Annotated in this window: 15 protein-coding genes; 12 read left to right on the top strand and 3 right to left on the bottom strand. The window is 72.4% G+C overall.

The features are described 5' to 3' along the window. Positions 1-155: 155 nt before the first annotated feature. The 10 genes from ACCP09_RS15040 (at position 156) to ACCP09_RS14995 (ending at position 10,353) form a co-directional block, all read left to right on the top strand. Positions 156-674 carry a DUF4262 domain-containing protein gene (locus ACCP09_RS15040; RefSeq protein WP_027930474.1) on the top strand — a complete coding sequence of 173 codons (519 nt, stop codon included), beginning with the start codon at positions 156-158 and terminating at the stop codon, positions 672-674. A gap of 96 nt (positions 675-770) precedes the next feature. Further along, positions 771-1,400: a crossover junction endodeoxyribonuclease RuvC gene (gene ruvC, locus ACCP09_RS15035; RefSeq protein WP_084022571.1), complete on the top strand. Its 630-nt coding sequence runs from the start codon at positions 771-773 to the stop codon at positions 1,398-1,400. Beyond that, positions 1,397-1,990, top strand: coding sequence for a Holliday junction branch migration protein RuvA (gene ruvA, locus ACCP09_RS15030; protein WP_433747095.1), 594 nt, complete (start codon positions 1,397-1,399; stop codon positions 1,988-1,990). Before ruvC ends, ruvA begins: the two co-directional genes overlap by 4 nt. A gap of 12 nt (positions 1,991-2,002) precedes the next feature. Further along, positions 2,003-3,061 carry a Holliday junction branch migration DNA helicase RuvB gene (gene ruvB / locus ACCP09_RS15025; RefSeq protein WP_369794346.1) on the top strand — a complete coding sequence of 353 codons (1,059 nt, stop codon included), beginning with the start codon at positions 2,003-2,005 and terminating at the stop codon, positions 3,059-3,061. A gap of 97 nt (positions 3,062-3,158) precedes the next feature. Further along, positions 3,159-3,551 carry a preprotein translocase subunit YajC gene (gene yajC / locus ACCP09_RS15020; RefSeq protein WP_027930471.1) on the top strand — a complete coding sequence of 131 codons (393 nt, stop codon included), beginning with the start codon at positions 3,159-3,161 and terminating at the stop codon, positions 3,549-3,551. Between the two features lie 138 nt (positions 3,552-3,689). Next, the gene (secD, locus tag ACCP09_RS15015) at positions 3,690-5,264 is read left to right on the top strand and encodes a protein translocase subunit SecD (RefSeq protein ID WP_027930470.1); all 1,575 of its coding nucleotides are present in this window, start codon (positions 3,690-3,692) and stop codon (positions 5,262-5,264) included. A 1-nt stretch (position 5,265) separates the two neighbouring features. Next, entirely contained in the window at positions 5,266-6,495 is a 1,230-nt protein-coding gene (gene secF / locus ACCP09_RS15010; protein WP_027930469.1) for a protein translocase subunit SecF, read from the top strand. 1 nt (position 6,496) lies between these two features. Beyond that, on the top strand, positions 6,497-7,015 hold the full coding sequence (locus tag ACCP09_RS15005; protein ID WP_433747089.1) for an adenine phosphoribosyltransferase: 519 nt from the start codon (positions 6,497-6,499) through the stop codon (positions 7,013-7,015). Positions 7,016-7,121: 106 nt separating this feature from the next. Continuing rightward, positions 7,122-9,452: a RelA/SpoT family protein gene (locus ACCP09_RS15000; protein WP_020420701.1), complete on the top strand. Its 2,331-nt coding sequence runs from the start codon at positions 7,122-7,124 to the stop codon at positions 9,450-9,452. Positions 9,453-9,579: 127 nt separating this feature from the next. Further along, positions 9,580-10,353 (top strand): enoyl-CoA hydratase-related protein, encoded by a 774-nt coding sequence (locus tag ACCP09_RS14995; protein ID WP_433747085.1) that lies wholly within the window; start codon positions 9,580-9,582, stop codon positions 10,351-10,353. Positions 10,354-10,405: 52 nt separating this feature from the next. On the opposite strand, the gene ACCP09_RS14990 is transcribed toward ACCP09_RS14995, so the two are convergent. Then, positions 10,406-11,257 (bottom strand): peptidylprolyl isomerase, encoded by an 852-nt coding sequence (locus tag ACCP09_RS14990; RefSeq protein ID WP_433747082.1) that lies wholly within the window; start codon positions 11,255-11,257, stop codon positions 10,406-10,408. A 145-nt stretch (positions 11,258-11,402) separates the two neighbouring features. On the opposite strand from ACCP09_RS14990, the gene ACCP09_RS14985 reads away from it, so the two are divergent. Both ACCP09_RS14985 and ACCP09_RS14980 read left to right on the top strand, forming a co-directional pair. After that, positions 11,403-12,011 (top strand): MBL fold metallo-hydrolase, encoded by a 609-nt coding sequence (locus ACCP09_RS14985; RefSeq protein ID WP_027930465.1) that lies wholly within the window; start codon positions 11,403-11,405, stop codon positions 12,009-12,011. Between the two features lie 10 nt (positions 12,012-12,021). Then, the gene (locus ACCP09_RS14980; protein WP_027930464.1) at positions 12,022-12,675 is read left to right on the top strand and encodes a hypothetical protein; all 654 of its coding nucleotides are present in this window, start codon (positions 12,022-12,024) and stop codon (positions 12,673-12,675) included. Here ACCP09_RS14980 and ACCP09_RS14975 read toward each other — a convergent pair. Then, positions 12,632-12,904: a hypothetical protein gene (locus ACCP09_RS14975; protein WP_027930463.1), complete on the bottom strand. Its 273-nt coding sequence runs from the start codon at positions 12,902-12,904 to the stop codon at positions 12,632-12,634. The genes ACCP09_RS14980 and ACCP09_RS14975 overlap by 44 nt on opposite strands. A gap of 85 nt (positions 12,905-12,989) precedes the next feature. After that, positions 12,990-14,383 (bottom strand): YibE/F family protein (locus ACCP09_RS14970; protein ID WP_433747078.1); only part of this gene is annotated, 1,394 nt, incomplete at its 5' end.

Here is a 14,383-nt window from a genome sequence, read left to right as displayed (position 1 = left end):
TCGGATTCCATGTCTCCGACGAGGTACTCGAAGAGGTCGGCGCGTAACACCGCACTTCCCAAGGCCCTCCGGTGCGCCCGCACCGGAGGGCCTTGGCGTGCAAGGGGAATTTTCCACCACCGGGGGCTGTCCCGCCGCCGCCGGCGTACGGCAGAATGCCGCCCGTGACCGAGACCCTCGCGCCCGAAGAATCCGACCTCCTCGAGTGGATCGTCAACCAGGCCGAGACCCGCGGCAACGCGGTGATCTCCGTGGCGGCCGACGATTCCGGCGCGGGGTACGCGTTCACGGCGTGCGTGTGGGCGCTGCACGAGGTCCCCGAGGCCGTCGTCGTCGGGTTGCCCGAGCAGATGGCGCCGATCCTGCTCGACGCCTACGTCGACCGCGCCGCCAACGGCGAGGAGTTCGTGCCGGGCAAGGTCTACGAGGACTTCTTCGAGGGCGTGCCGGTCACCTTCGAGCGCGTCGCCAAGGGGCACTACCTCGAGTACCTGGGCAGCGCGTTCCTCGTGTACCCGGACGGCGACTTCCCCGCGCTGCAGATCATCGTCGCCACGCCGGACGGGCACTGGCCGTGGAGCGCGGACGCGCCGGAGGGGTTCGCCGACTGGCAGCCGGTGCTGACCGAGAGCGGCGCGCCGGAGAGCTGGACCCCGGGCGTCGACGGTCCATAAAGGACGATCATCGGCCCCGGCGCGTCCTGCCGGGCGCGCGCCGCCCGGCGCGGTAGCCTCACCTCGAACGCGTGTTCGGCGGCAGGAGGGTGATCGGTGCGAGTGCTCGGCGTGGACCCCGGGCTGACCCGGTGCGGGCTCGGCGTGGTGGACGGGGGGACCGGCCGCACCGTCAGCTGCGTCGCGGTGGACGTCGTCCGCACCCCGGTCGACGACACGCTGGAACGGCGCCTGCTCGCGGTCTCCGACGCCGTCGAGCACTGGCTGGACACCTACCGCCCGGAGGCGGTCGCCGTCGAACGCGTCTTCAGCCAGCACAACGTGCGCACCGCGATGGGCACCGCGCAGGCCGGGGGAGTCGTGGCGCTGGCCGCCGCCCGCCGCGGGCTGCCGGTCGTCTTCCACACCCCGAGCGAGGTCAAGGCCGCCGTCACCGGCAGCGGCCGCGCGGACAAGGCGCAGGTCACCGGCATGGTCACCCGGCTGCTCGGGCTCGCGCAGGCGCCGCGCCCCGCCGACGCCGCCGACGCGCTCGCGCTGGCCATCTGCCACCTGTGGCGCCAGCCGATGCGCGACCGGCTCGCCGAAGCCGAGGCGCGCGCGGCGGAACTAGCCCGCGCGCACAAGGCCCGGCTCGCCGCGGCGGCGAAGTCGGCGGGCGCCGTGGCGGCGGTGGCCCCCCGCCGGGCGAACACGCGGACACCAGGGAAGGGAGTGCGGGGATGATCTCCTCGGTCCGGGGCGAGGTGCTCTCGGTCGGGCTCGACCACGTCGTGGTGGAGGTCGGCGGGGTCGGTCTCGCGGTGCAGGCCACGCCGTCGACGCTGGCCACGCTACGGCGCGGCGAAGAGGTCCGCCTCTACACGTCGCTCGTCGTGCGGGAGGACTCGCTGACGCTGTTCGGCTTCGCCGACGCCGAGGCCCGCGAGCTGTTCGGGCTGCTGCAGACCGTCTCCGGCATCGGGACGCGGCTGGCGCTGGCCGCGCTGGCCGTGCTCGACCCGGACAAGCTGCGCACCGCGCTCGCCGAAGGCAACATCACCGTGCTCACCCAGGTGCCGGGCATCGGCCGCAAGGGCGCCGAGCGGCTCACCCTGGAACTGCGGGACAAGGTCACCGCGGCCGGCGGGAGCGCCGAGACCACCGCGGCCCCGGCGGCGGGCGCGGTGCGCGCCGAGGTCGTCGAGGCGCTCACCGGCCTCGGCTTCCCCGCCAAGCAGGCCGAGCAGGCCGTGGAGAAGGTGCTGGCCGCCGGCGCGGCCGACACCACCCCGGCCGTGCTGCGCGCCGCGCTGAGCACCCTCGGGCGCAAGTGAGGCTGCTGACGCGTGCACGATGAAGAGGTGACCGAGCACCCGGCGGACGAGACCCTCTCCGCGCTGCCCCAGCTGGGCGAGCGCGAGATGGAGACGACGCTGCGCCCGAGCAGGCTGAGCGAGTTCATCGGCCAGCCGCGCGTGCGTGAGCAGCTGGAACTGGTGCTGGAGAGCGCCCGGCGGCGCGGCGTGCCGCCGGACCACGTCCTCCTGTCCGGCCCGCCCGGCCTGGGCAAGACGAGCCTGGCGATGATCGTCGCGGCCGAGCTGGACGCCTCGATCCGCATCACCTCCGGCCCGGCGCTGGAACGCGCCGGCGACCTCGCCGCGATGCTGTCCAACCTCGCCGAGGGCGACGTGCTGTTCATCGACGAGATCCACCGGATCGCGCGCCCCGCCGAGGAGATGCTCTACCTGGCGATGGAGGACTTCCGCGTCGACGTGGTCGTCGGCAAGGGGCCGGGCGCCACCAGCATCCCGCTGGAGATCGCGCCGTTCACCCTGGTCGGCGCCACCACCCGCTCCGGCGCCCTGACCGGCCCGCTGCGCGACCGGTTCGGCTTCACCGGTCAGATGGAGTTCTACGCCGACCACGAGCTCGACCAGGTGGTCCGCCGCTCGGCGAAGATCCTGGACATCGAGATCGACGCCGAGGGCAGCGCGGAGATCGCCCGCCGCTCGCGCGGCACGCCCCGCATCGCCAACCGGCTGCTGCGCCGTGTCCGCGACTACGCCGAGGTTCGCGAGGACGGCAAGGTCACCCTGGCCGTCGCCCGCGCCGCGCTGGCCGTCTACGACGTCGACGAGCTGGGCCTGGACCGGCTGGACCGCGCGGTGCTGTCGGCGCTGGTGCACTCCTTCGGCGGCGGTCCGGTCGGGGTGTCCACCCTCGCCGTCGCGGTCGGTGAGGAACCGACGACGGTCGAGGAAGTCTGCGAGCCCTACCTGGTGCGCGCGGGTATGCTCGCGCGCACCCCGCGTGGCCGGGTGGCGACGGCGAGTGCCTGGGAGCACCTGGGTCTGCGCCCCCCGCCCCGCCCGGACCAGGCAGGGCCTACCCTGTTCGACTAACCGGGTGCTGGCCTGGTCAGTGGTGCCTGGCACACTCGAAAGAGCACATCCGGACAAATTGGTGAGCGGCCGGGCGTCGCACACCGAATGGAGAATCATGGAACAGCTTTTCCTGCCGTTGCTGCTCATGCTCGTCGTGGCGATCCCGCTGGTGATGGGCACCCGGAAGCAGAAGCGTGCCGTGCAGGAGCAGCAGAAGCTGCAGAGCAGCCTGTCCGAGGGCGACCGGGTGATGACCACCTCCGGCCTGTACGGCACGGTGGCGGACACCAGCAGCGACACCACGATCGACATCGAGATCGCGCCCGGCGTCGTGACGACGTGGCTGCGCCAGGCCGTGCGCGAGAAGGTCGCCCCCGAGGTGGCCGACGAGGTCGAGACCGAGGACGACGTGGCCGAGACCGCCGAGGTCACCGAGACGGTCGAGGCGCCCAAGGCCGAGGCCGGCGAGAAGGCCGCTGCTCCCTCGCTGGAGAGTGAGAAGAAGTAGCCCGACGAAGGGCAACACCCCGGCGTCCGGTGGTGACGCCGGGGTCAACGCCGCGTTCACAACGCGGCGAGTAGTGTCTGCGTACCGCCGCGTAGGCGGCACGAACCCCGCAGCTGACCGTCGAGGAGAACGACCACCGTGGCACCACCGGCCGGGCGGATCCGCCCGGGACGCTATCTCGGCTTCTTCGTCCTGATCGTGGTCGTGCTCTACGCCCTGGTGTTCTTCACCGGCGGCGGGAAGCCCACGCCGAAGCTGGGCATCGACCTGCAGGGCGGCACCCGGGTGACGCTGAGCGCGCGCACCCCGGACGGCTCCGCGCCCTCGCGCGAGTCCCTCAACCAGGCGCGCCAGATCATCGAGACCCGCGTGAACGGGATCGGGGTCAGCGGCACCGAGGTGGTCCTCGACGGCGACAACATCGTGATCACCGTCCCCGGCGAGCAGGGCGACCAGGCCAAGAAGCTCGGCCAGACCGCCCAGCTCGGCTTCCGCAAGGTGATCGACGCGCAGACGGTGACCACCCCGCCGGTCGCGCCGCCGCCGGGACAGGCCGACGACCCGGCCGCGATCCAGCAGGCCAAGGCCACCCGCCAGGCCGCCGACCTGGTCACCGGCACCGGCGACTCGCTCGCCGCCGGGCCGAACGCGTCCGCCGCGCTGACCGCGTTCACCTGCTCCACCCAGGACCCGCTGCGCGGCAACGACGATCCGAACCTGCCGCTGCTCACCTGCGACCAGACCGGCACCGAGAAGTATCTGCTCGGCCCGGTGTTCCTGAAGGGCACCGAGATCGACAACGCGGTGTCCTCGTCGCCGGCGCAGAACAAGCCGCAGTGGACCGTGGACCTCACCTTCAAGTCCGAGGGCCGCCAGGTCTGGGCCGACTTCACCACGGCCAACATCGGCCAGCGCGCCGCGTTCGTGCTCGACACGCAGGTCGTGTCCGCGCCGACCATCCAGAGCGCGATCCTCGACGGCAACACCCAGATCAGCGGCAACTTCACGCAGGCGCAGACCAAGGACCTCGCCGACGTCCTGAAGTACGGCTCGCTGCCGCTGTCGTTCACCTCCTCCGACGCCACCACCGTGTCGGCGACGCTCGGCCTCGCCTCGCTCGAGGCGGGCCTGATCGCCGGCGGCATCGGCCTCGCGCTGGTGTTCGTCTACTGCCTGGTCTACTACCGCCTGCTCGGGGTGCTCACGGTCGTCTCGCTGGCGTTGTCCGGCCTGATCGTCTACGCGGTGCTGGTCCTGCTCGGGCGGTGGATCAACTTCACGCTCGACCTGGCCGGCGTCGCCGGGTTCATCATCGCGATCGGTGTCACCGCGGACTCGTTCGTGGTGTTCTTCGAACGGCTCAAGGACGAGATCCGCGAGGGCGGCCGCAGCTTCCGCTCCGCGGTGCCGCGCGGCTGGGTGCGCGCCCGCCGCACGATCCTGGCCTCGGACGCGGTCATGTTCCTCGCCTCCGCGGTGCTGTACGCCATCGCGGTCGGCGACGTCCAGGGCTTCGCGTTCACCCTCGGCATGTCGACCGTGCTCGACCTGATCGTGGTGTTCCTCGTGACGCACCCGCTGGTCGCGCTGGCGTCGAAGTCGAAGTTCCTGTCCCAGCCGAAGCTCACCGGCCTCGGCGGCGTGCAGACGCTGGCCGCGGAGCGCCGGTCCGCGCGCAAGGTGCCCGCCGGCGCGGGCGCGAAGGAGTCCTGACGTGGCAGACGAGCTGAACACCGAGAGCACGGACGCCGCGCCGGCCACGAAGAAGGCCGGGCGGGAGAGCGTCTTCCACCGCCTCTACGTCGGCACCGGCGCCTTCGACATCGTCGGCAAGCGCAAGCGCTGGTACATCTTCTTCGCGGTCCTGGTCCTGGTGTGCATCGCCTCGATCGGCATCAAGGGCTTCAACCTCGGCATCGAGTTCGAGGGCGGCACCCAGATCCAGATGCCGGCGCGCGGCGCGAATGGCCCGATCACCGCCGACGAGGCCAAGCAGGCGTTCGCCGACGCCATCGGCGAGCAGGCCGACTCGGCGCAGACGGTCGGCGTCGGCGACGCGGCCACCGTCGAGCTGCGGTCGGACACCCTCGACGCCGACCAGGTCGCCAAGGTCAAGCAGACCCTGTTCGACCAGCTCCAGCCGATCGGCGGCAACGGCCAGCCGAGCGTGCAGGCGATCAGCGACAGCGCGGTCAGCGCGTCCTGGGGCCAGGAGATCTCGCAGCAGGCGCTGATCGCGCTCGCCGTGTTCATGGTCCTGGTGACCGTGTTCCTCGCGGTCTACTTCGAGCGCTGGATGGCGGTCACCGCGCTCATCGCGCTGGTGCACGACATCGTCGTCACCGCGGGCATCTACTCGCTCGTCGGGTTCGAGGTCACGCCGGCGACGGTGATCGGCCTGCTGACCATCCTCGGGTTCTCCCTCTACGACACCGTGGTGGTGTTCGACAAGGTCAAGGAGAACACCCGCGGCATCCTCGGCCTGACCCGCCGCACCTACGCCGAGACCGCCAACCTGGCGCTGAACCAGACGCTGATGCGCTCGATCAACACCTCGGTCATCGCGCTGCTGCCGGTGCTGGGCCTGCTGGTCGTCGGCTACATCCTGCTCGGGTCCGGCACGCTGCAGGACCTCGCGCTGGTGCAGCTGAGCGGCATGCTCGCCGGCGTGCTGTCGTCGCTGTTCCTGGCGACCCCGCTGCTGGTGGACTTCAAGATGCGCGACCCGAGGTACAAGCAGCAGGCCGAGCGGGTCCGGGCGCGCCGCGCCAACCAGGCCCGCAAGGCCGCCGAGCGCGAGGCCGACTTCGACGCGAGCGACGACGAGGCGCTGGACGCCGAGCTGCGCAAGGAGAAGGCGTACGCGGCGGCCGCGAGCGTCCCGGCCCGCACCCCGAAGTCGCAGCCGCGGCGCGGGCGGCCGTCGGGCAAGCGGAAGCGCTGACGTGGACCTGGAGCGTGCGCTCGGCCTGATCGCCGAGGTGCCGGACTTCCCGGAGCCCGGTGTGCTGTTCCGGGACCTGTCGCCGCTGTTCGCCGACGCCGACGGGTTCGCGGCGGTGATCGACGCGCTGGCGGCGACGGTCGACCCGGGCACCGACGTGCTGGCCGCGGTCGAGGCGCGAGGGTTCCTGCTCGCCGCGGCCGTCGGCTACGCGCGCGGCATGGGTGTCGTCCTGGTGCGCAAGCCCGGCAAGCTGCCCAGCGTGGCCGGGCGGGTGGACTACGCCCTGGAGTACGGCTCCGCGACCCTGGAGCTGCCGTCTGGCGTGGTGCGGCCGGGGCAGCGGGCCGTGGTGGTCGACGACGTGCTCGCCACCGGCGGCACCGTCGCCGCGGCCTGTGAGCTGCTGGAGCAGGCCGGCGCGACGGTCACCGGCGTGTCCGTGGTGATGGAGCTGGCCGCCCTTGACGGGCGGTCGGCGCTGACCGGCCGGAAGGTCAGCTCGCTCCTGGTCACCTGACCGTTCGGCGCGCGAGCGCGGCGGTCGGCGCGGCTGGGAACAACGAGGTGGCCCGCCGGGGTTACGCTTGGTGCTCTGAAGGCCGCGCGATCAGCAGGAGGTGGGCTTGAGCCAGGAGCTCGAAAGCCCGGCGCCCGCCCGGGAGACCGCCGACAACCGCGGCACGCAGCCGCAGGGCGTCACCAGGGCACCGTCCGCCACGCGGCGCGTCCGCGCCCGGCTCGCGCGGCGGATCACCGCCCAGCGCGCCGCGCCGGTCAAGCAGGTGCTGGAGCCGCTCGCCGCGATTCACCGCGACCTGCACCCCAACGCCGACCTGAGCCTCCTGCAGCGCGCCTACGACGTCGCCGAGGAGCTGCACCGCCACCAGCGGCGCAAGTCCGGCGACCCGTACATCACGCACCCGCTCGCGGTGGCGACCATCCTCGCCGAGCTGGGCATGGACACCACCACGCTGGTCGCCGCGCTGCTGCACGACACGGTCGAGGACACCGGCTACTCGGTGGAGCAGCTGACCGCCGACTTCGGCGACAAGGTCGCCCAGCTCGTCGACGGCGTCACCAAGCTGGACAAGGTGAAACTCGGCACGGCGGCCGAGGCCGAGACCATCCGCAAGATGGTCATCGCGATGGCCCGCGACCCGCGCGTGCTGGTCATCAAGCTCGCCGACCGGCTGCACAACATGCGCACCATGCGGTTCCTGCCGCCGGAGAAGCAGGTCCGCAAGGCCAAGGAGACCCTGGAGGTGCTGGCCCCGCTGGCGCACCGGCTGGGCATGGCCACCGTCAAGTGGGAGCTGGAGGACCTCGCGTTCGCGATCCTGCAGCCCAAGAAGTACGACGAGATCGTCCGCCTGGTCGCCGACCGGGCCCCGTCCCGGGACATCTACCTGCGCAAGGTGATCGACGAGCTGACCGGCGCGCTCGGCGGCTCCCGCATCACCGCGAAGGTCGAGGGGCGGCCCAAGCACTACTACTCGATCCACCAGAAGATGATCGTCCGCGGCCGGGACCTCGACGACATCCACGACCTGGTGGGCGTGCGGATCCTGGTCGAGGACGTGCGCGACTGCTACGCCGCCATGGGTGTCGTGCACGCACTGTGGCAGCCGATGCCGGGCCGGTTCAAGGACTACATCGCGCAGCCGCGGTTCGGCGTGTACCAGTCGCTGCACACCACGGTGATCGGCCCCGACGGCAAGCCCCTCGAAGTGCAGATCCGCACCTACGAGATGCACCACACGGCCGAGTACGGCATCGCGGCGCACTGGCGGTACAAGGAAACCAAGGGCACCCACCACGGCACCGCCGTCGACATCGACGAGATGGCGTGGATGCGGCAGCTGCTCGACTGGCAGCGGGAGGCCGCGGACCCCGGCGAGTTCCTCGACTCGCTGCGCTACGAGCTCGCCGCCCGCGAGATCTTCGTGTTCACGCCCAAGGGTGACGTGGTGACGCTGCCCGTCGGCGGCACGCCGGTGGACTTCGCCTACGCCGTGCACACCGAGGTCGGGCACCGGTGCATCGGCGCGCGCGTCAACGGCCGTCTGGTGGCGCTGGAACGCAAGCTGGAGAACGGCGACGTCGTCGAGATCTTCACCTCGAAGGCGGAGAACTCCGGGCCGAGCCGCGACTGGCTGACGTTCGCCAAGTCGCCCAAGGCGCGCGCCAAGATCCGCCAGTGGTTCGCCAAGGAACGCCGCGACGAGGCGATCGACGCCGGCAAGGACGCGATCACCAAGGAGGTCCGCAAGGTCGGCCTCCCGTTGCAGCGCCTGGTGTCCGCGGAGGCGATGGGCGCGCTGGCGGCCGAGCTGCACCACCCGGACATCAGCTCGCTGTACGCGGCGGTGGGCGAGGGCCACGTCAGCGCGAAGCACGTCGTGCAGCGGCTGGTGGCGCTGATCGGTGGCGTCGAGGAGGCCGAGGACGAGCTCGCGGCCCGGTCCACGCCGTCCACGGTCACCCGGCGCCGGGCGGCCAACGACGTGGGTGTCGTGGTCAAGGACGCCACCGACGTGTGGACCAAGCTGGCGCGCTGCTGCACCCCGGTGCCCGGCGACGAGATCCTCGGTTTCGTCACCCGCGGCGGCGGTGTCAGCGTGCACCGCACGGACTGCACGAACGCCGAGGACCTGCGCGCCCAGCCCGAGCGGCTGGTCGAGGTGGAGTGGGCGCCGTCCGCGAACTCGGTCTTCCTGGTGTCCATCCAGGTCGAGGCCCTCGACCGGCACCGGCTGCTGTCCGACGTGACGAAGGTGCTGGCCGACGAGAAGGTGAACATCCTGTCCGCGTCGGTGCAGACGTCGCGCGACCGGGTCGCGGTCAGCCGGTTCACGTTCGAAATGGGCGACCCCAAGCACCTCGGGCACGTGCTCAAGGTGGTGCGCGGCGTGGAGGGCGTCTACGACGTGTACCGCGTGACGTCGGCGTCCTGACGAAGCCCGGCTTGGCGTGCGGCCTGGGGCGGCTGAGTCAAGTTCGGACCTCGTGGCGGTGCTGGTGGGTGCCCCGCGGTGGTGTGGCTCACGGCGCCCGCCCGGGCGTGCCCTCTAGGGTCGGCTCATGGCAGCTGGGCTGGAGTTCGCGCGCGACGGGGAAGTGGGCACCCTCACCTTCGCGCGGCCGGAGAAGAAGAACGCGATTTCCCACGACATGTGGGCGGCCATTCCGGACGTCGTCGCCGAGGTGGAGGGTGATCCGGGGCTCAAGGTGCTCGTCCTGACCGGCGCCGGGCCGGACTTCTCGGCGGGGGCGGACATCTCCGAGTTCGGCAGCCTGCGCTCCACCGCCGACGGCGCCGCCGCCTACGACCAGGTCGTCGAGGGCGCGGTCACCGCGCTGGCCGGGATGACGAAGCCGACCGTGGCGAAGATCCGCGGCAACTGCATCGGCGGCGGCTGCCAGATCTCCGTCGCCTGCGACTTCCGCTTCGCCGACGCCACCGCGCGCTTCGGGATCACCCCGGCGAAACTCGGCATCGTCTACGACTTCCGCTCCTCGCGCCAGCTGGTGTCCCTCATCGGGCCGGCCCACGCGCGGTACTTCCTGCTTTCCGGCCAGCTGATCGACGCCGCCCGCGCCCGCGAGATCGGCCTCCTCAACGACGTGTTCACCGACCTCGACGCCGGCGTGTCCGACTTCGCGGCCACCCTCTGCTCCCGGTCGCAGACCTCGGTCCGCGGCATGAACCGGATCATCGGCAAGATCCTCGACGGACAGTCCGAAAGCGACAGCGAGGTCGAGCGGATCCGCTCGGCCGCCATCCACGGTGAGGACTACGCCGAGGGCGTGGCGGCCTTCCTCGACCGCCGCCCGCCGAAGTTCACCGCCTCCTGACGACGAAGCGGCCTCCGTCCGAACCGGACGGAGGCCGCTCCGCGACAAGAACTCAGCCGATCGTCACCGCGGTGAACTTGACCTCCATGTTCGGCTTGCCGCCACCCGGGCTCGGGTCGAAGCTGCCGTCGTGGCCGGCGCGCGCCACCTTGTCGAGCACCTCCAGGCCGGCGTCGCCGATCGAGCCGAACACCGTGTAGTCCGGGCTCAGCTCGGCCGGGCCGTACACCATGAAGAACTGGCTGCCGTTGGTGTTCGGGCCCGCGTTGGCCATCGCCAGCAGGCCGCGGCCGTAGGTCAGCTCGGGGAACGTCTCGTCGGCGAACGAGTAGCCGGGACCGCCGCTGCCGGTGCCGCTCGGGTCGCCGCACTGCAGCATCATCAGGCTCGGGTCGGTGCCCAGCCGCGCGCACGAGGTGTCGGTGTAGTACCCCTGCTGCGCCAGGCTCAGGAAGCTGTTCACGGTGCACGGCGCGAGCGCGCGGTCCAGCGTCAGCGGGATGTCGCCGGCGGTGGTCTTCAGCGTGACGTTCACCGTCCCGGTCGACGGGATGTCCTTGGTCTGCGGCGGGTTGTTCGGCTTCGCGGCGGGCTCGCTCGGCGTGGCCGGGTACTCGCACTGCACGGGGTTCGCCAGCGGCGTCGGCCGGTGCGGCACCGCGGCGCGCTGCGTCGGGATGTTCAGCTCGGTCGCCGAGGGCGAGGTCGTCGGGGAGGCCGCCGCGTCGCCGTCGTCGCCGCCGCGGGTAGCGAAGAACACCACCAGCCCGGCGACCACGACCACCGCGCCGACGGTCGCGCCGACGCCGACGATCTTGCGCCGTCGCGCCTGCTCCGCCCGGCGGGCCATCTGCCGCTCGAGCTTGCGCTTCGCGGCCTCACGGCGCTGCTGGTTGGTCGCCACCTGCCCTCCAGAATCCACTCGACGTCACCGATCGGGTGGCGGCAGTCTATGGGCACAGCCTGTGAGGACCCTGTACAGCCCCGGTTAGGGTGGGTGCCGGGCATCCCGGGCACGGGTGGACGGGTCGACGCGGAGGTGGGTTTTCGTGCTCGTCGTCGGGTTTCCGGCAGGCGCGTTGCGGGCCAACTGTTACCTGCTCGCGCCCGGCCCGGACACCGCCTGCGTGGTGGTCGACCCGGGCGAGGACTCCGCGGGCCGCGTCGCCGAGGCCCTCGCCGAGCACCGGCTCACCCCGGTGGCCGTGCTGGCCACCCACGGCCACCCCGACCACGTGGGAGACGCTCCGGTGTTGACCGCGGCCCACGACGTTCCGATGTGGATCCACCCCGCCGACCGCGGCCTGCACGAGGGCGCCGAGCCCGCCGACGTCCGCGACCTGACCGGGGCGCCGCTGGAGCTGGCCGGCCTAGCGATCGACGTCGACCTCGTGCCCGGCCACACCGACGGCTCGGTGGTGTTCCGCGTGACCACGCCGGAGGGCGGCAGGCTCGCCCTGACCGGCGACACGCTCTTCGCCGGCTCGGTCGGCCGCGGCGACCAGCGGCGGCTCGGGGAGTCCCTGCGCGACGCGCTGCTGCCGCTGCCCGACGACACGGTGGTGCTGCCCGGGCACGGCCCGGCCACGACGATCGGCCGCGAGCGGGCCGGCAATCCGTTCCTGAGCGGGGCGCGCAGCGTCGTCCCGGTGCGGTGATGGGGGAGAAGTGACCGAGCCGAAGAAGCCAGTGGAACCGCAGCGGCTGCCGCTGCACCAGGAGGACCGGGGGCTGACGCGCCGCAGGCTGATCTCCGGACTGGCGGGCGTGCTGATCATGGCCGCCGCGTTCGGCGGGATCGCGGGCCTGATCGGCGGGCAGGTCGCGGGCCTGGTCGCTGCGGCGGTGGTCGGCCTGCCGCTGCTGTACGTGGTGCTGTGGAACGTGCGGCGCAAGCTGTGGCTGGAGGGCACCGCCGTGCTGGTGCGCACGTGGCGCACCCGCCGGGTGGACCTGGCGCAGGCGCGGCGCATCGACCTGCTGGTGACCGACGTGCGCGGCGCGCGCACGGTCAGCCTGCTGTTCAACTCCGGGCAGCGCGGGCAGGTCGTCAAGATCGACCTGGCCGTCTACGCCGGCACCGGCGGGCGCGAGCTGCCCATCCTCACGCTGCGGCGGCTCGCCGACGCGGTGGCGAACAACATCGAGGCCAACGGGCTGGTCTTTGCCGAGCTGCTGGTCGCGCAGCTGCGTGCCGAAGCGCGCGGCGCGGGCGTGCCGGACCGGCCGCTCTACCAGCTGGCGTCCGCGGCGCCGTCGGGCAAGATCGCCCAGCGGTTCACGATGGAGGCCGTGAGCCGGTTCGTCGCGCAGCTGGGCTGACCTCGCCGTTGCGGCCGCCGAGCCGGTCCTCGATCCGGACCAGCTGCTCGCGGATGCCTTCCAGCTGGTAGACGATCTCCGGCAGCTCCTCCGCCGCGAAGGTCGCGAGCCGCTCCAGGTGCTTGGCCGCGTCGCGCAGCTCGGTGAGGGCGGTGGCGATCCGCGGCAGGCTCGTGAACGTGCCGGCCACGGCTTTCGTCAGGCGCCGCGGCAGTGCGTGAACGACCATGACCCCTCCCCGCCGGACGGGAACTGTGCCCGGCCTTCGTACCCCATGACGGGGGCCGTGACCGGGGCGGGGTGCCCGGCTGTGGCTAGTGGGCGCTGGTGTGGCTGATGTGACTCATGGGTTCCCGGCTGGCGATCACCGCGGCCAGGACGGTGGTGACCGGCACGGCCGCGACGATGCCGACGCTGCCCGCCAGCGTCCGGACGATCTCCTGCGCGATGTCCTGCGAGCCGAGGATCGCGCCGAGCCCCACGCCGGAGATCGACGAGTACAGCATCACCGGCAGCGCGGCGCCCGCGTACGCCATCACCAGCGTGTTCACCGCGGAGCCGACGTGGTCGCGGCCGATGCGCAGCCCGGCGGAGTACAGCTCGCGCCAGCTCAGCGACGGGTTGGCGCGGCGCAGCTCCCACACCGCGCTGGTCTGGGTGACCGTGACGTCGTCGAGCACGCCGAGCGCGCCGATGACGATGCCGGCCAGCAGCAGGCCACGCGCGTCGATGCCGTGACCGAGCGCGGCGATGAGCGTGGAGGTGCTGTCGTCCAGGCCGGTCAGGGACGCGGCCGCGGAGAAGATCGCCGACAGCGCGCCGATCAGCGCGAGGCTCACCAGCGTGCCCAGCACCGCGACCGACGTGCGGGCGGAGACGCCGTGGGTCAGGTACAGGGCGATGAACATGATCAGCCCGGCGCCCACGATCGCGACCAGCAGCGGGTTCTCCCCGGCGAGGATCGCGGGCAGCACGAACGCCACGAGCACGACGAAGCTGAGGACCAGCGCGCCGAGCGCGGCCACGCCGTGCCAGCGCCCGAGCACGACCACGGCGACCGCGAACAGCGCGGCGAGCACCGCGAGCGGGAAGCCGCGCTGGAAGTCGACCAGCTGGTAGGAGGCGGGATCGGCGGCGTCCCCGCCGTTGTAGGCCAGTACGACGTCGTCCCCGGCGGTGAAGCGTGGCGTGCTCGGCTCGATGGGCACGGTCAGCTCGACGCTGTGCCCGCTGCCCGGGCCGTCGGTGAGGGCGATCGTGGCGGCGAGGCAGGGCTTGGCGTCCGGCTGGTCGCCGACCTGCACCTGACCGTCGGCCAGGCAGGGGCCGGAGGTGGCGGTGGTGATGGTGCCGTGGACCGGGGTGCCCTGGGAGATCGCCGAGGTGGGCTTGTCCTGGCCCCAGGGGTAGAGCAGGAGCAGCCCGGCGACGGTGAGGGCCGCGATGGGCGCGAGCAGCCAGATGAGGAGGAGCTTGACGCGCCGGGAGGCCGGGGGCGCGGGGGAGTGGCCGTGCCCGTGGCCGTGCCCGGTGGGTGGGGTGACGGGCGGCGCGGCGGCCCGGCGCCGGCGGGTGGGGGCGGCGGTGCTGCCGGCGACGCCGGTGCGGCCCGCGCTCCGGGGGCGTTCGGCCTGGTCTGCTGCCGGCTCGGCGCTGGGGTGGTGCCCGTCCGCCCCCGCGGCGCGGCGGGTGGTGGTGGCGCGGTGTG

It is taken from the genome of Amycolatopsis sp. 3B14 (assembly GCF_050958625.1).
GTDB lineage: Bacteria > Actinomycetota > Actinomycetes > Mycobacteriales > Pseudonocardiaceae > Amycolatopsis_E > Amycolatopsis_E thermoflava.
Note: the sequence above shows the minus strand (reverse complement) of the source record. Positions and strands in the feature narration are given on the sequence as shown.